The 16,503-nt window shown below is 54.5% G+C and carries 18 protein-coding genes; 13 read left to right on the forward strand and 5 right to left on the reverse strand.

What is annotated here, in order from left to right:
- The first annotated feature begins 76 nt into the window (after positions 1-76).
- From HED22_RS01175 to HED22_RS01230, 12 genes are all read left to right on the forward strand, one after another.
- Positions 77-787, forward strand: a complete 711-nt coding sequence (locus tag HED22_RS01175; RefSeq protein ID WP_167718031.1) for a DUF2062 domain-containing protein — start codon at positions 77-79, stop codon at positions 785-787.
- Positions 784-1,533 carry a pyridoxine 5'-phosphate synthase gene (locus HED22_RS01180; RefSeq protein WP_167718033.1) on the forward strand — a complete coding sequence of 250 codons (750 nt, stop codon included), beginning with the start codon at positions 784-786 and terminating at the stop codon, positions 1,531-1,533. The genes HED22_RS01175 and HED22_RS01180 overlap by 4 nt, the downstream gene beginning before the upstream one ends.
- Entirely contained in the window at positions 1,534-1,929 is a 396-nt protein-coding gene (acpS, locus tag HED22_RS01185; RefSeq protein ID WP_167718035.1) for a holo-ACP synthase, read from the forward strand.
- A gap of 25 nt (positions 1,930-1,954) precedes the next feature.
- The gene (gene lepB / locus HED22_RS01190; protein WP_167718037.1) at positions 1,955-2,701 is read left to right on the forward strand and encodes a signal peptidase I; all 747 of its coding nucleotides are present in this window, start codon (positions 1,955-1,957) and stop codon (positions 2,699-2,701) included.
- Complete coding sequence (rnc, locus tag HED22_RS01195) at positions 2,701-3,384, forward strand: ribonuclease III (protein WP_167718039.1); 684 nt, start codon at positions 2,701-2,703, stop codon at positions 3,382-3,384. The genes lepB and rnc overlap by 1 nt, the downstream gene beginning before the upstream one ends.
- Positions 3,377-4,315, forward strand: coding sequence for a GTPase Era (gene era / locus HED22_RS01200; protein ID WP_167718041.1), 939 nt, complete (start codon positions 3,377-3,379; stop codon positions 4,313-4,315). The genes rnc and era overlap by 8 nt, the downstream gene beginning before the upstream one ends.
- Before the next feature lie 48 nt (positions 4,316-4,363).
- Complete coding sequence (locus HED22_RS01205) at positions 4,364-4,594, forward strand: hypothetical protein (RefSeq protein ID WP_167718043.1); 231 nt, start codon at positions 4,364-4,366, stop codon at positions 4,592-4,594.
- Positions 4,594-4,761, forward strand: coding sequence for a hypothetical protein (locus tag HED22_RS01210; protein ID WP_167718045.1), 168 nt, complete (start codon positions 4,594-4,596; stop codon positions 4,759-4,761). The genes HED22_RS01205 and HED22_RS01210 overlap by 1 nt, the downstream gene beginning before the upstream one ends.
- Positions 4,762-4,770: 9 nt before the next feature.
- Positions 4,771-5,526: a DNA repair protein RecO gene (gene recO, locus HED22_RS01215; RefSeq protein ID WP_167718047.1), complete on the forward strand. Its 756-nt coding sequence runs from the start codon at positions 4,771-4,773 to the stop codon at positions 5,524-5,526.
- 130 nt (positions 5,527-5,656) lie between these two features.
- A complete protein-coding gene (parC, locus tag HED22_RS01220) occupies positions 5,657-7,900 on the forward strand; it encodes a DNA topoisomerase IV subunit A (protein WP_167718049.1) in 2,244 nt (747 codons plus the stop codon).
- A gap of 236 nt (positions 7,901-8,136) precedes the next feature.
- Entirely contained in the window at positions 8,137-8,682 is a 546-nt protein-coding gene (locus tag HED22_RS01225) for a TRAP transporter small permease subunit (RefSeq protein WP_167718051.1), read from the forward strand.
- On the forward strand, positions 8,682-10,055 hold the full coding sequence (locus HED22_RS01230) for a TRAP transporter large permease subunit (protein ID WP_167718053.1): 1,374 nt from the start codon (positions 8,682-8,684) through the stop codon (positions 10,053-10,055). The genes HED22_RS01225 and HED22_RS01230 overlap by 1 nt, the downstream gene beginning before the upstream one ends.
- A 141-nt stretch (positions 10,056-10,196) precedes the next feature.
- Here HED22_RS01230 and HED22_RS01235 read toward each other — a convergent pair whose 3' ends face one another.
- The 4 genes from HED22_RS01235 to motA all read right to left on the reverse strand — a co-directional run bounded on the left by HED22_RS01235 (position 10,197) and on the right by motA (position 14,172).
- Positions 10,197-11,291 (reverse strand): TRAP transporter substrate-binding protein, encoded by a 1,095-nt coding sequence (locus tag HED22_RS01235; protein WP_167718054.1) that lies wholly within the window; start codon positions 11,289-11,291, stop codon positions 10,197-10,199.
- A 184-nt stretch (positions 11,292-11,475) separates the two neighbouring features.
- A complete protein-coding gene (locus HED22_RS01240) occupies positions 11,476-12,204 on the reverse strand; it encodes an arginyltransferase (RefSeq protein ID WP_167718056.1) in 729 nt (242 codons plus the stop codon).
- Between the two features lie 119 nt (positions 12,205-12,323).
- The gene (locus HED22_RS01245; protein WP_167718058.1) at positions 12,324-13,277 is read right to left on the reverse strand and encodes a flagellar motor protein MotB; all 954 of its coding nucleotides are present in this window, start codon (positions 13,275-13,277) and stop codon (positions 12,324-12,326) included.
- 40 nt (positions 13,278-13,317) lie between these two features.
- Complete coding sequence (gene motA / locus HED22_RS01250; protein WP_167718061.1) at positions 13,318-14,172, reverse strand: flagellar motor stator protein MotA; 855 nt, start codon at positions 14,170-14,172, stop codon at positions 13,318-13,320.
- A gap of 257 nt (positions 14,173-14,429) precedes the next feature.
- Between motA and HED22_RS01255 the strand changes: the two genes are divergently transcribed.
- Positions 14,430-14,912 carry a flavin reductase family protein gene (locus HED22_RS01255; protein ID WP_167718063.1) on the forward strand — a complete coding sequence of 161 codons (483 nt, stop codon included), beginning with the start codon at positions 14,430-14,432 and terminating at the stop codon, positions 14,910-14,912.
- Positions 14,913-15,001: 89 nt separating this feature from the next.
- On the opposite strand, the gene HED22_RS01260 is transcribed toward HED22_RS01255, so the two are convergent.
- Positions 15,002-16,222: a threonine ammonia-lyase gene (locus HED22_RS01260; RefSeq protein WP_167718065.1), complete on the reverse strand. Its 1,221-nt coding sequence runs from the start codon at positions 16,220-16,222 to the stop codon at positions 15,002-15,004.
- Positions 16,223-16,503: the final 281 nt, after the last annotated feature.

The raw sequence follows: 16,503 nt of genomic DNA on the forward strand, positions 1-16,503 counted from the left end.
AATCGCGCAGTCACCACTTACGCATATGCTTCAAGATTTTACAGCATTACCTGATTTGATCCAGAACTGATCCCGCATGTTTCGGCGCCGCAGCAAACCATCTTCCCTTCAGCGTGTACGCAACGTGGTCTGGCCGCGCGGCGGATGGCGCCGTTCGTCGCAATATTTTGCGCATCGCGTCGCGCGTTTGCCCGGGTCGCCCTATAGCATCGCATCGGGTTTTGCCATTGGGGCGGCGGTGTCTTTCACGCCCTTCATCGGTTTTCACTTTATAATTTCGACACTGCTGAGCCTTTTGACGCGGAGCAACGTCGTTGCATCCATTCTGGGGACCGTGGTCGGAAACCCGTGGACATTTCCGTTTATCTGGCTTTGGCTTTATACCTGTGGCAACTGGATCCTTGGCGCGCATTCAAGCAGTTCTACGGTCCATTTCGATATGGCCGTGCTGTGGGAATTTGTTGTTCTGGGCCTGAATTATGTCGGTGGAGGGCTGATCTTTGGCAATTGGGATGTTGCCGACCACGAAGCCCTGTCGCAACTCTGGGCCAGCATTGTTGATATCATCTGGCCGATGGTGGTTGGCTGTATTCCGACAACGATTGTTGTCTGGATGCTGTTTTACTTCCCGATCCGGCGCGCTGTGGTGATTTATCGCCATAATCGTATCTTGCGTCGGATGAAAAAGACCGAGCGTCATGGTCTTGGTCCGATGCTGGAACATGCCAAGGAAAAGATCGGGTCCGCCGCAAAGCACGCCACCAAAAAGCAGGATGAAACACCATGAGTTCGAAATTGCGCCTCGGGGTCAATATTGACCATGTTGCGACCATTCGAAACGCACGCGGCGGGGATCTTCCCGATCCGGTCCGTGCGGCGGCACTTGCAAAGGCAGCCGGTGCGGATGGCATCACAGCCCACCTGCGCGAAGATCGTCGTCATATCCGCGATGCAGATATGAAAAGGCTGCGCGAAGAGGTTGACCTGCCGCTGAATTTCGAGATGGCGGCAACCGATGAGATGCTGGCGATTGCCCTTGAAACCAAGCCACATGCCGTGTGCCTTGTGCCCGAAAAGCGCGAAGAACGCACCACCGAGGGCGGGCTTGATGTAGCTGGCGGGCATAATCACCTGAAACGCTTTGTCTCCGAACTTGGGGATGCCGGTTCTCGTGTGTCGCTGTTTATCGAAGCATCCAAAGCGCAGCTTGATGCCGCCAAAAGCCTTGGCGCTCCGGTGGTGGAGATCCATACCGGGGCCTATTGTGATGCCGAAACCGCCGAGGATCGCGCGCGCGAACTGGACCGTATCCGACAGGCCGTGCAATATGGGGCAGGGATCGGGCTTGAGGTTCATGCCGGACATGGCCTGAACTTCGAAACCGTCCAGCCGATTGCCGCCATGCCGGAGATCGCCGAGCTTAATATCGGCCATTTCCTGATCGGCGAGGCGGTGTTTGTCGGACTGGAAGCCGCAATTGCAGAAATGCGCCGTTTAATGGATGAAGCACGCACGCAACCAGGTTATGCGTAAATGATCATTGGGATTGGCACGGATTTATGCGATATCCGTCGTATAGAAGCGACACTTGAACGCCATGGCGAGCGTTTCATGAAGCGCGTCTATACCGATATCGAGATAGCGCGTGCCACACGCAAGCCGCATCGGACTGCCTCGTCGCTTGCCATGGCGTTTGCTGCCAAGGAAGCCTGTTCGAAGGCGTTGGGGACGGGATTTCGTCGTGGTGTTTATCATAACACCATGGGTGTGGTACATCAGCCCAGCGGAAAGCCGGATATGGTGCTGATTGACGGCGCGCAGAAAAGACTTAAAGAATTGACGCCGGACGGGAAAACTGCCTCTGTGTATGTAACCCTGACGGACGAATATCCGCTGGCCAATGCGGTCGTGGTGATTTCGGCAGATTGAAAAAAATTGATTGGTTGAACACGGAATGGAAAAACTTGTGCAGAAAAAGAAAACGGGTGGCCTGCTCGACACCTTGAAGACCGTTTTCTGGGCTATTTTGATTGCACTGATGGTGCGGACCTTTGCGTTCGAACCGTTCAATATTCCGTCTGGCTCCATGATCCCGACCTTGCTGGTCGGTGATTACCTGTTTGTGTCGAAATTCTCCTATGGATATTCGAAGCACAGCATGCCGTTCAGCCTGCCGATCATTCCGGGCCGCGTATTCGAGAGCGAACCGGAACGCGGCGATGTCGTGGTGTTCAAGCTGCCGTCTGATACGTCGCAGGATTACATCAAGCGCGTCATTGGCCTGCCCGGTGACACTGTTCAGGTCAAAGAGGGCCGTCTTTACATCAACAACAAGATGATCGAGCGCGAGCGGATCGAGGATTACATCCTGACCGATGGTGGTGGGCGTTCAGCCGCTGTTCCGCAATATATCGAAACCCTGCCCAATGGCCGGGTGCATCGCATCCTGGAGATGTTTGGTGATCAGGGGCCGAGTGACAATACCGAGGCCTTTACTGTGCCGGACGGCCATTTCTTCATGATGGGTGACAACCGGGATAACTCGGCCGATAGCCGGGCCTTCCCGTCACGGTTCCGCTTTGTGCCGATTGAAAACCTGGTCGGGCGTGCAGAATTCCTGTTCTATTCCAAGGACAGCTCGCAGCCGGTCTATGACCTTGGCAGCATCCGCTTTGATCGCCTGTTTCAGGGGATTAACTGATGAGTGACGGCCTGCCGGTGATCGCCGAGATTGATCACGGTTTTTCCGACCCGGACCTTCTGCGTGTGGCACTGACCCATCGCAGTGCGGCCAAGGGCAAGGATATGCTGAGTGGCGGCAACGAGCGCCTTGAGTTCCTTGGCGATCGTGTGCTGGGTCTTGTTGTGGCCGAGATGCTCTATACCCGGTTCGGGCGCGAGCGCGAAGGGGCGATGGCCAAACGGTTCGTTGCACTGGTACGCCGCGAGACCCTTGCACGTGTGGCCGAGCAGATCAAACTGGGTGAACATATCCAGATGGCCAAGGGCGAGCGTGCAGCAGGTGCCGATACAAATCCGGCTATTTTATCTGATTGCATGGAGGCGGTGATTGCCGCACTCTATCTGGATGGCGGGCTTGAACCTGCACGGCGTTTCATTGAAAAGCTGTGGACGCCGCTTTTGGATGAAGCCAACAAGCCGCCACAGGATGCCAAGACGCAGCTTCAGGAATGGCTGCAAGGGCGGGGCAAGCCGCTGCCGAAATATGAGATGGTCGGGCGTGAAGGCCCGGCCCACGCGCCGCTATTTACCATCGAACTGACGACCGGTGACGGCGATAGTGTCAGTGCGGAAGGCAAATCGAAACGCGAGGCGGAGCAACTCGCCGCCAAATTGATGTTGGAAAAACTTAGTGATGAATGAGGTTCCCACACCGGTGGCCGAAGACAGATTACCTTATCAGCAACGTTGCGGCTTTGTGGCCCTCGTTGGTGCACCGAATGCTGGCAAATCAACGCTTTTGAACCAGCTGGTTGGCACGAAAGTGTCGATTGTCTCGCCCAAGGTCCAGACAACCCGAACGCGCGTGCGCGGTATTGTCATGACCGAAGACGCGCAGATTGTTTTCATTGATACCCCGGGTATCTTTGCCCCCAAACGCCGCCTTGACCGTGCAATGGTCAAAGCTGCCTGGAACGGTGCGGATGATGCAGACCTTGTTGTTCTGGTGATTGATGCCGGAAGTGGCATCACCGACGAGGATCTTGCCATCATCAATCAGCTCAAAGAGCAAGGTCGCAAGGCAATCCTGGCGCTGAACAAGGTCGACAAGGTTGCAGACAAGGAAAAGCTTCTGCGTCTGTCACAAGATCTGTTTGCGCATGACGTCTTTACCGATGTCTTCATGATTTCGGCCAAAAAGGGTGCCGGGACGCAGGATCTGGTGAACTTTCTTGCTGCGAAGATGCCCGATGGCCCTTGGATGTTCCCGGAAGATGATGTTTCGGACATGCCATTGCGGTTGCTGGCAGCCGAGATCACCCGTGAGAAGCTTTATTATCAGCTTCAGCAGGAACTTCCGTATTCTGCGACGGTCGAGACCGAGCTTTGGGAAGAACGCAAGGATGGGTCGGTAAAGCTTGAACAGACAATTTTTGTTGAGCGTGAGGGCCAGAAGGCAATCATTCTTGGCAAAGGTGGTAAGCGTATCAAGGCCTTGGGCAGTGATGCCCGCAAGGAACTTGAAGCCATTTTCGAGCGCCGCGTACATCTGTTCCTGTTTGTGAAGGTGCGTGAAAACTGGGGTGATGATCCCAATCGCTTTGCCATGTGGGGCCTTGACCACAACGCCTAACTACGTTGTTGGCCGCCTATCAAGTGACCATAAAGTGCCGGGTAGTTAATGGAAATCGGATCCGTCTGGGGAATAGTCATGATCGTTGTCGGCGCTGCCGCCGCAATGATTGTTGCGCGCGTTGCCAGACGACCATTTCGGAACCGCAATTCCGGCGCATCCGTGCAACGCGAAAAATCGTTTCTGCACAAACCGCTTAATCTGGTTGCGCTTCTTGTTGCAATTGCCGTTTTTGTGCTGGGCCTGTTCTGGCGCATGACGGGTGGAGGCCCCGGCTGATGAGTAATGATTCGACTGACCCGCTATCGGATGCCATTGAAGACATCCCGAACCGTCCGATCCTGCGCAAGGTGGTGTTCGGCATTGCCTTGTTTAGCCTTGCTTCCTGTCTGCTTGGGTTCTTTTTCCTGGTAACCCGTCTGATCGTACCCAGTGGTTTTTTCTAAGGCGCGCTAATGGATTGGCGGGATGATGGCATTGTTCTTTCAACACGCAAGCTTGGTGAAAGCTCGGTCCGTCTTTCTGTTTTGACCCGCGATTATGGCCGCCATGCCGGATTGGTGCGGGGTGCAACCAGCAAATCCATGCGCGGAACCCTTGAACCCGGCAATGAGATCCGGGTGGGGTGGTCCGCGCGTCTGGCAGAACATCTTGGGCAATTCCGTTGCGAACTGACCGGGGCACATGCCGCAGACCTGCTGTTACAGGCCGGGCCGTTGATGGCGATGAGTTCGGCCTGTGCCATGCTCGATGCGACACTGCCCGAACGTGAAGCCCATCCCGACCTGTATCGCGGAACCGTCGCGCTGCTTGGCGCGCTCAAGACCGAGCAATGGCTGCCATCCTATATCCGCTGGGAAGTCGGGTTGCTTGAAGAACTGGGATATGGCTTGGCACTGGATCGCTGTGCGGCGACCGATGAAACAGAAAACCTAGCCTTCGTCTCGCCCAAAAGCGGGCGTGCTGTCGGGGAAGCGTCCGGGAATGCCTATCGCGACCGGTTATTGCCATTGCCGGCCTTTCTGGCAGGCGGGCGGGCTGCGTCATCGCGCCAGACCATTTCTTTGAGCGAACAGTTTCGCGATGGCCTGAAACTGACCGGATTTTTCATTCACCGTGATATTTTCGAGGCAAAGGGCATCAAACCGGTGGCGGCGCGTGACCGACTTGTCAGTCATGCTTGGCGCACAGATATTGGTGAAGAAAAATAAATTCGGCAATTTGTGCGCCATATGTTGACCAAGACCATGCCCGGCGTAGTATGTTGCCAATAACGTAAGGTGTTCGGGTCCGAACGCACTTGCACATGTCCATTTTGACAAGCAACAAGAAAAATCGTTCATGAGCACCAAGACTTCCGATCCGGCCGGTTCCGGACAAATCCGGGAAACCCGACTTGCCGACGCGCTGAGCGAACGTTATCTCGCCTATGCGATGTCGACCATTATGTCGCGTTCCCTGCCTGATGTGCGCGATGGCCTCAAGCCTGTGCATCGCCGTCTTCTTTACGCCATGCGTCAGCTTAAGCTGAACCCGGAGCAGGGGTTCAAGAAATGTGCGCGTGTTGTCGGTGACGTGATTGGTAAATATCACCCGCATGGTGATCAGTCTGTTTATGACGCGCTTGTCCGTCTGGCGCAGGATTTTGCGGTGCGTTACCCGCTGGTCGATGGTCAGGGAAACTTTGGCAACATTGACGGCGATAACGCCGCTGCGATGCGTTACACCGAAGCCCGCATGACGGCGATTGCCGCCGCCCTGATGGATGGCCTTGACGAGGATGCCGTCGATTTCCGCCCGACCTATGATGGTGAGGAACAGGAACCGGTTGTCATGCCGGCAGCCTTCCCGAACCTTCTGGCCAATGGCGCGGCCGGCATTGCCGTGGGTATGGCAACCAACATTCCGCCGCACAATGTCGGCGAATTGTGTGCTGGTCTGATCAAGCTCATTGATGATCCGGAAACTTCGATTGCGCAGCTTGCGCGCTGTGTACCGGGCCCGGATTTCCCGACCGGTGGTGTTCTGGTCGAACCGCGTGAAAATATTCTGGAAGCCTATGCCACGGGTCGTGGATCGTTCCGTCTGCGGGCAAAATGGGAAGTCGAAAAGCTGAGCCACGGTCTGTATCAGGTAGTGATCACCGAAATTCCCTATCAGGTTCAGAAAGCCAAGCTGGTTGAACGTATCGCCGATCTGATGGTGGCAAAGAAACTGCCGCTTCTGAACGATGTACGCGATGAGTCGACCGATATCATTCGTCTGGTTCTGGAACCGCGCACCCGTGCGGTCGAGCCGGAACATCTGATGGAGATGCTGTTCAAAAACACTGAACTGGAAATCCGGTTTGGTTTGAACATGAACGTTCTGGATGGCGACAACACGCCGCGGGTGATGAACCTGCGTGAAGTGCTGCGTGCCTTCCTTGCGCACCGTCAGGACGTTCTGATCCGTCGTTCCAATCATCGCTTGGCCAAGATCAATCATCGTCTTGAAGTGTTGGAAGGCTATCTTGTTGCCTATCTCAACCTTGATGAGGTGATCCGGATCATCCGTTATGAGGATGAGCCGAAAAACGCGTTGATGAAGGCGTTTGACCTGACGGAAGTGCAGGCGGATGCGATCCTCAATATGCGTCTGCGGTCTTTGCGCAAGCTCGAAGAGATGGAAATCAAGAACGAGCACGCCAAACTGACCGAAGAAAAGCAGGGTCTTGAGGCGCTTCTTGCCAGCGAAAGCATGCGTTGGGAAAAAATCCGCGACGAAATCGAGGTCATGCGTGAAAACTTTGGCAAAAAGACCGCCATTGGCAAACGCCGTACCGAGATTGGCGATGCACCGGAAGAAATCGAAGTGCCGCTGGAAGCCCTGATCGAACGTGAGCCGATTACGGTGATCTGTTCGAAAATGGGTTGGGTTCGTGCGCTTAAGGGGCATGTTGCCGATGTCAGCGACCTTAAATTCAAGGATGGTGATGAGCATCGCTTTGCGTTGAAAGCCTTTACGACAGACAAGCTTCTGATCCTGTCGACGGCCGGGCGTTGCTATACCATGTCGTGCGACAAGCTTCCGGGTGGCCGTGGCCATGGTGAGCCGATCCGTCTTTCGATTGATCTGCCACAGGAACATGACATCGTCTCGATGGTCGTTCACAAGGACGGACGCAACTTGCTGGTGGCAAGTTCCGGCGGGCGCGGTTTCCAGGTCGCGGAAAAAGAAGTGGTTGCGCAGACCAAGAACGGCAAACAGGTACTGAACCTTGGTGCTGGTGAAGTTGCGAAAATCTTCCAGCCCGTCGAGAAAGATCATGTCGCTGTGCTGGGTGATAATCGCAAACTGCTGATTTATCCGGTTTCCGAAATCCCGGAAATGACACGTGGGCGTGGCGTGATCCTGCAAAAATATCGGCAGGGCGGTTTGTCTGATCTGATGCTGTTTAACCTTGAAGACGGTCTGAGCTGGACCATGGGCGGCAGCGAAGGTCGTACCCGTAACGTGACCGAACTGACCGAATGGATTGGTAAACGTGCCGGGGCAGGGCGTTTGCCGCCGAACGGTTTCCCACGGTCAAACAAGTTTGAATAACACGCGCTACAATATGTTTGCAGAAGCCGGATGGTACCAAGCCATCCGGCTTTTTCTTTGTCGAGATGGCGAAAATTGATGCACGGGCTACCACTTGTTGCATTTCTCGGCAGAAATGGAAGGAATTCGGTGCAAAATATATAGCGTTTTCGGTGGTTAATATGTAACTTCCCCCACTATTAAACAGGAAGCCCGCAATTTTCCTGTGAGATTCAAAAAGGGCTTGGGAGTGGAAAGTGAGATTTCTCGGAAATTTCGTTCGCGCTATCGACAGTCTTAATGACTGGATTGGACGCGGAGTGGCCTGGCTGGTGATCCCGATGGTGGTTATCACGTTTTTGGTGGCAACGCTGCGCTATGGCTTCTCTGTCGGCTGGGTGTCGATGCAGGAAAGCTATATGTGGTTGTATGGCATCATGTTCATGGTTGGCGCCGGTTATACGCTGCTGCACGGTGGCCACGTGCGTGTTGACGTTTTTTATCGTCCGGCATCTGCGCGTTACAAGGCATGGGTCGACCTGTTCGGGTCCCTGTTCCTGTTGACGCCGGTGATCATCATGATGCTGATGTACAGTTATCCCTATGTTGCCACCAGCTGGCATCGTCTGGAAGGCTCGCACGAAACTGGCGGGCTGCCGGGGTTGTTCCTGTATAAATCCGTGATCCTGATCTTTTGTGTCCTGATGCTGCTGCAGGGGCTGTCTTTGGCAGCGCGCAGCATCCTGGTCCTGACCGGTCACAAAGAATATGAAATTCAAGAAGAAGAGCACGAGGGCGTTTGATGACGGGGGAAATTCTTAGCCTGGTGATGTTCGCCGTTGCGTGCGGCGTGCTTCTTCTCGGTTTTCCGGTTGCTTTCTCGCTTGCGGGCACCGGTCTTGCTTTTGCGCTTATCGGCAATGCCATGGGCACTTTCGATATGCCACTTCTTGGCTCCTTGCCGTCACGCTATTTCGGTGTGATGACCAACGAGCTTTACGTTGCGATCCCGCTGTTCGTCTTCATGGGCGTGATGCTCGAACGTGCGCGTATCGCCGAGAAGCTTCTGACCACCATGGGCATGCTGTTTGGCACCATGCGTGGCGGTCTTGGCATTTCGGTGGTGATCGTTGGCATGTTGCTGGCCGCATCCACCGGTATTGTCGGTGCAACGGTTGTTACCATGGGCTTGCTCAGCCTGCCGGCAATGCAGAAAGCTGGCTATGATCCGAAGCTGTCGACCGGTGTGATTTGTGCATCGGGTACGCTTGGTCAGATCATTCCGCCGTCAATCGTTCTGGTTCTGCTGGGGGATATCCTGCAGGGGGCCTATGCCGAAGCGCAGCGTTCGCTGGGTAACTGGGCACCGGAACCGATTTCGGTGATGGATCTGTTTGCCGGTGCGTTCATTCCGGGGCTGATGCTTGTCGGGCTTTATATCGGCTGGATCATTATCAAATCACTGATCGATCCGAATTCGGCCCCGTCGCTGGTGGAAGGAAAACGTCCCGAAGGCCTTTGGGGCGAAGTTCTTCGTGCCTTGCTGCCACCGGCATTGCTGATTGTTGCGGTTCTGGGCTCCATCCTGACCGGGATTGCAACCCCGACGGAATCCGCAGCGTTTGGTTCTGTTGGTGCGACCATTCTGGCAGCGTTCTACAAGCGCCTGGATATGCCGGTCATGCGTCATGTTGTACGCCAGACGGTTCAGGTCAGCGCGATGGTGTTTGTCATCCTGCTGGGTGCATCAGTGTTCTCGCTGGTGTTCCGTGGTCTGGGTGGTGATCATCTGGTCGAGGAATTGCTGCACAACCTGCCGGGTGGTGTATTCAGTGCGATGCTGGTCGTGATGTTGCTTATGTTCTTCATGGGCTTCTTCCTTGATTTCATCGAAATTGTTTTCGTTGTGATCCCGATTGTCGGTCCGATCCTGCTGAAGCTTGATATCGATCCGGTCTGGCTGGGTGTGATGATTGCAATCAACCTGCAGACCAGCTTCCTGACACCGCCATTTGGCTTCGCGCTGTTCTACCTGCGTGGTGTGGCCCCGGCGGCGATCAAGACGCTTGATATCTATCGCGGTATCATCCCGTTCGTGGTCATTCAGATGCTTGGCCTGTGCCTTGTGGCAGCCTTCCCGTGGCTTGCGACCTGGTTGCCGAGCATTCTGTTCTAAGCAATGCGACATACATTTCATCAAAGAAAAAGGCACCCGTTTGGGTGCCTTTTTTTGTCTGGCGTTCAGCCGGTTAGGGCAGGGCAAACAAAAAGGGCTGGCAGATGCCAGCCCTTTGTCGTTTTCCGGTGGACGGAGAACTTAGTATTTGAACGGCAGGACACGTGCCTGTGCGAATGCCGATTCCGAGAATTTCGACCAAGCGATCGACTGGGTACGGAAGGAAATCAGGCTTTCGAAAACTTCCTGTGACAGCGGGTTCGACGAAACAAGGTCACGCAGAACTTCACCGGACAGTTTGCCAAGGTTGGTGAGAATGTCGTCAGAGAACGGACGAACATCAACGCCGTGCTTGTTACGCAGGGTATCAAGCGCCTGAACGTTACGCGCGGTGAACTCGGACAGAACCATCTGGTTAACTGCACGGTTTGCCTGCTCGACGATGGCCTTCAGATCATCCGGAAGCGCATTCCACGCATCAAGGTTGATGAAGTTGTCGAGAACGGTCGCCGGCTCGTGCCAGCCCGGGTAGTAGTAGTATTTGGCCGATTTATAGAGGCCGAATGCCAGATCGTTGTAAGGACCAACCCACTCGGTTGCGTCAATCGCGCCCGACTGAAGTGCCGGCGGAATTTCGCCACCCGGAAGGTTCACAACGTTTGCGCCGGCGGCTTTGACAACTTCGCCACCAAGACCCGGAATACGCATTTTCAGACCTTTATAGTCATCAATGGTATTCATTTCCTTGTTGAACCAGCCGCCCATCTGGGTGCCGGTGTTGCCCGACGGGAAGAACTTACAGTTCAGTTCTGCATAGACTTTGTCAGCCAGTTCCTGACCGCCGCCCCACTGGAACCATGCATTCTGTTCCTGCGCGTTCAGACCAAACGGCATTGCCGCGATATACTGGGTCGCATCAACCTTACCTTTCCAGTAGTAAGGTGCGCCGTGACCCATTTCGACCGTGCCGTTGCCGACAGCATCGACGGCTTCGAATGCCGGAACAATTTCACCAGCGCCGAAAACGGTCACTTTCAAACGACCTTCGGATGCCTTGGTGATGTATTCAGCAAGAAGGTTCGCACCGGTGCCAAGGCCCGGGAAGTTTTTCGGCCAAGTGGTGATAAGGCGCCACTCACGCACGTCCTGGGCAATTGCCGGTTTGGCGAAAGTTGACGCGGCAGCAGCAGTCGCACCTGCTACGGCAGCGCCGGAAAGAAATTGACGACGTTTCATTGGTTACAACCTCCCAAAGATGCAAGCTCATGATTTTTCAGTATAAGCTGGACTATCAGCTATGAAACGCAGCTTATATGCGTCTTTACGGGCAGGCAACCGACGATCGAGTTGTTGTGTTGAACTTTAGTCTAATTGGGGAAAGTGGTTCACCAAATTGGTGCGGAGCGTGGTCTTTCGAAGCTTATTCAGCGTCTTCCATTGAGACCCACTGGCCATCCCGGAAACCTTCAAGCGGTTGGAAGCGCATTTTATAGGACATCTTGCGACAGTCGCCGATCCAGTAGCCCAGATAGATATGCGGAAGGGACAGCATCCTGGCTTCGTCGATCAGATCAAGAATGATGTAGGTGCCCAGTCCACGGCGTTCTTCTTCGGGATCGAAGAAGCTGTACACCGCCGACAGACCGTCGGCCAGAATATCAACCAGTGCAACGGCAATCAGGCTGTCATCGGCGCGGCGGTATTCAAAGATCGAGGTTTCCACCGTGCTGTCTTCAATCATTGCACGGTAATCACGGGCATCCATGCGCGCCATGTCGCCATTGCCGTGGCGGGCATCCTGATAGGTGCTAAAGAGGTGATATTGTTCCTGTGTCGCGGTTGGCGGCACCACGGTGCGAACAAGGTCGCTGTTTCTATTCTTGATGCGCCGGAATGACTTGCCGGGATTAAACCCATCGCACCGGACACGCACCGGAATACAGGCATTGCAATCGCTGCAAGCAGGCAGATAGGCAATCGAGTGACTGCGACGGAACCCGGCACGCGACAACAGATCGTGGACGTTGTTGGCTTCGGGGCCACGCAGTTCGGTGACCAGCTTGCGCTCGAACCGGCCGGGCAGGTAGGGGCACGGCATCGGTGCGGTCATAAAATAATGCTGGGTCAGGCGCCGCTGGTTAACTGTCATCAGGTCCGATCAGTCCGGGTCACATCAAAGAGAACTATTCTATGAGATTAAGTGTTGTATGTGACAGTTTAAAGGCCTGCTCTTCAAAAGGGCACTGAATTTTGATGCTGCTTCCGAGATTACCGCTGTGAGGGCACAGAGAAAGTCGGGCGGCGCTGGTTTTCTTCCTGTGCCGGTTGTGACGTTGGCGCAGCAGGGGCCGCACTTTCTGGGGCAGTCTGTCCATCCGGTGCATCACCTTCGAGAGCTGATCGCTCGCCGGTGCCACGCAGCAATGTAATCGAGATGCGGCGGTTGCTTTCATTTTCCGGGGCATCCGGCAGGAGCGGGTCGGTATCGGCCAGACCTGCGACCTTCGCAAAGCGGGCAGTTTCAAGCCCCAAATCTTCGAGCGCACGGCGTGTCGCCAACGCGCGATCGGCGGAAAGTTCCCAGTTGGAGTATCCATCGGAGCGGTTGAAGGGCACGGCATCTGTGTGGCCTTCGATCGAGACGTCCTGAGGCATGTTTTCGATCACGCCAGCGACTTGTTGCAACAGAAGGCGGGTATGTTCCGCCATGGCTGCACTGCCACTCGGAAACATGGCAGTGCCATCTTCATCAAGGATCTGAATACGAAGGCCTTCATCGGTGTTTTCGATGCGGATGTTCTTTTCAAGGCCCTGAAGTTCCTCATTGGCTTCGATTGCCTTAAGGAGCTCTTCCTGGGCTTCATTGAATTCTTCTTCTTCCATCTGGGCGACCCGGATGGCTTCGCGTTGTTCTGGTGTTTCTACCGGCGGAATATCCATGCTGATGGTCGGCGAGCCAAATTCAGAGCGCATGGCACCTTCTTCGGCTAGGCTGGTACCACCGAGCAAGCCACCAGAACCGGATTCATTTTGCGATATCGTTTCGGGCGTAAAATACATCGAAACGCCCTGAAGCTGCTCCTCGGTTGCACTTGAGAGCAACCACAGCAGCAGGAAGAACGCCATCATTGCCGTCACAAAGTCGGCATAGGCAACTTTCCAGGCACCCCCGTGATGCCCGTGTCCTCCTTTTTTGATCTTCTTTATAACGATATCGGGCATATGTAGCGCTGTCCTCTAAACCAGAGCCTTTATATCAGAATCAAGCTGTGGGCGCGTCTTGCAGCGCTTCGTCGAGTTCCTTGAAGCTGGGCCGAACATTGTGCGGGAGGGTCTTACGCGCGAACTCAACCGATACCTGCGGGGCATATCCCTGCATATGGCCGATCAGTGCGGCTTTGATGCAGCTATAGTACTTTCCGTCTGAATCAACTGTGTTCTTGATGATCGATGCGGTCGGGCCGACAAAACCATATGCACCAAGAATACCAAGGAAGGTGCCGACAAGTGCTGCGGCAATCAGGCCACCAAGAATTTCAGGCGGTTCTGTCACGGAACTCATGGTCACAATAACGCCGAGAACAGCAGCAACGATGCCAAGCGCAGGAAGACCGTCACCGGCAGTCTGCACGGCAGAAGCAACCGCGTGCTCTTCTTCGTGATGGGTTTCAAGTTCCTGATCCATCACCGCTTCAAGTTCATAGGAGTTGGTCGTTCCAAGGGTCAGCAGGCGCAGATAGTCACACATGAACTCCATTGCATGATGATCTTTCATCAGCGTTGGGAAGTTGGAAAACAGACTGGAGCTTTCCGGGTTTTCAACGTGGCTTTCAAGGGCGAGGTCGCCTTTGGATTTCGCCAGACGGAAAACAGCGTAAAGGCAGATCAGAAGTTCCAGATACGCGGCCTTTTTCTTGGGGCCTTTCATGGAGCGCAGCGTGTATGTGAACGATTTTTTCACAATGCCAAGCGGGTTGGCCGTCAAGTAGGCCCCAAAGGCCGCGCCGAAAATAATCAAGACTTCAAGCGGTTGCACGAGAATGCCAAAGTCGCCATGCGGCAAATAGCCACCCAGGACCGAGCCGATTACGACAACATAGCCAATGATCAAGAACATTCTTTTTCTTCTCCGCTACCCAACGCCAGATACCTTTACGAACAACCCCGAGTTCATCGAAACATCTGTCTTCTGCGGTAGTTCAGAACGTGTTTCTGGTATCTATATGCTCTAATTAAGTTTTAATCTTATTAACATCGCGTTTAAATTAGCCGCGAGTTAGGTTTGACAGCGCGGTGATTAGACGCCATTTTCCCCAAGCCCTGTATACGGGGTGTCTCAGCCATCAGACTTAGTACACAAGAGCATTCTTAAATATGTCTTTCTCTCCGCGTGATTTTCGCGATTGCCTTGGGCAGTTCACAACCGGTGTGGCCGTCGTAACGACCCGTGCCGCCGACGGTGCAAAAGCGGGCATCACCATTAACAGCTTTGCCTCCGTATCGCTTGATCCGGCGCTGGTTTTATTCTCCGTTGATCATCGTGCCGCGACGCATGCGCTGTTTACCGGCGAAGCGACACGGTTTTGCATCAATATCCTGAGCCAGAGCCAGAAACATGCTTCCGAGCTGTTTTCCGCCCCGGGACAGGATGGCTGGGATAAGGTTGCATATGAGGATGACAGCCTTGGAATGCCACGCCTGAAAGGTAGCGTTGCCGCATTTACCTGCGAGCGCCACGCCTTGCATGAAGGCGGGGATCACAGCATCATCGTTGGCCATGTCCGTGAACTGGTGATGGGCGAAACTGGTGCGCCGCTGCTGTATTATGGTGGCCGGTATCGCGCCTTGGGCGACTAAGGCGCCGTCGCGGTACTAAATGGCACCCGGAAACCAAAAAAGGCCGCTGGCATTTCGCCGCGGCCTTTTTTGGTTTCGCGCAGAAGCAATCAGTCGAGTGATGTGTTGCCAAGCAACCGTCCACCAAAACCTTCCTTGATCAGGCGATCAATTACATCCTGACCGTGTTGGGTGTCACGGACTTCAAGAACCATATCGACATCGGTCTGTTTGGCCGGGACATCATAGAAGTGGCGTTGGTGATAGACCTCGATAATGTTGGCGTCTTCTTCGCCAATCAAGGCGCTGATGGTGGACAAGGCACCCGGGACATCCGGGATTTCAATGCGAACGCGAACAAGGCGGCCTTCGCGCGCCATGCCGCGCATCAGAACCTGTGCCAGCAGGCGTGTGTCGATATTGCCACCACTGACAATCAGGCAGACCTTTTTGCCCTTGAAACGATCCGGATGGTCGAGCAGGGCGGCAAGCGGGGCAGCACCAGCGCCTTCGACGACGCTTTTTTCGATCTCGATCAGCATCTGGATGGAACGTTCGATCGAGCTTTCCTCGACCAGAACGACGTCATCGAGCTTTTCCTTACAGATTTCAAGCGTCAGGCCGCCGGGCTGTTTAACAGCAATGCCTTCGGCAATGGTGACGCCACCGCCGGTGAAATCGTCACCGTGAATACCTTCATACATGCAAGGATACAGTTTGGTCTCAACACCGATCAGGTCGATGTCCGGGCGACGGGCTTTGATCGCGGTTGCAACGCCTGATGCCAAGCCACCACCGCCAATCGGCACAACGATGGTGTCGATGTCGGTGTTTTCATTGAGAATCTCCAGCCCAACGGTGCCTTGGCCAGCGATAATGTGCGGATCATCAAACGGGTGAACAAATGTCAGGCCACGTTCCTTTTGAATGCGACCAGCGGCCTCGAGGCTTTCAGCAAAAACATTGCCCGTAAGAACCACTTCAGCACCGTGGGAGCGTGTGTGATGAACCTTGGTGTAGGGGGTGTTTTTGGGCATCACGATGGTGGCGGGAATACCAAGGCGCTTGGCGTTATAGGCCACACCCTGCGCGTGGTTGCCTGCCGATACGGCGATAACACCTTTTTCGCGTTCTTCTGGTGTCAGGCTTGCCAGTTTGACATATGCGCCGCGCTCCTTGAAAGACGCGGTGTACTGCTGGTTTTCAAGTTTAAGATAAACGTCTGCCTGGCAAATATTTGAAAGTGTTAGGGATTTGACCAGTGGCGTTTTCGCGACAATGCCTTCGAGCAAGCCCGATGCGCGAACAATATCGTGATAGGAAACAGTCATGATTTCCGTGCTCCTGCGGCCATCAACTCCGTGATGTGATGGCAATAATACTATCTTGTGGCTTGAATTGCGGTATTAAACCGGACCTGTCATCCGCAGACGACAGGGATCACATTCGCAGGTCGGATATACCCATAATCATGGCGATCACACCGGCACGAAGCGTCGGGCGGGAGTGTGATGCGAGGATGTCAGTAGCTGCAGACATAGCCATGTACTTTCCGGGTTTCAATGTGTTTGAGAAAGGCACTTTTGCGGATTGCGCACGCGAGGTCAAGCAC

It is taken from the genome of Thalassospira sp. HF15 (assembly GCF_011806525.1).
Classification (GTDB): Bacteria; Pseudomonadota; Alphaproteobacteria; order Rhodospirillales; family Thalassospiraceae; genus Thalassospira.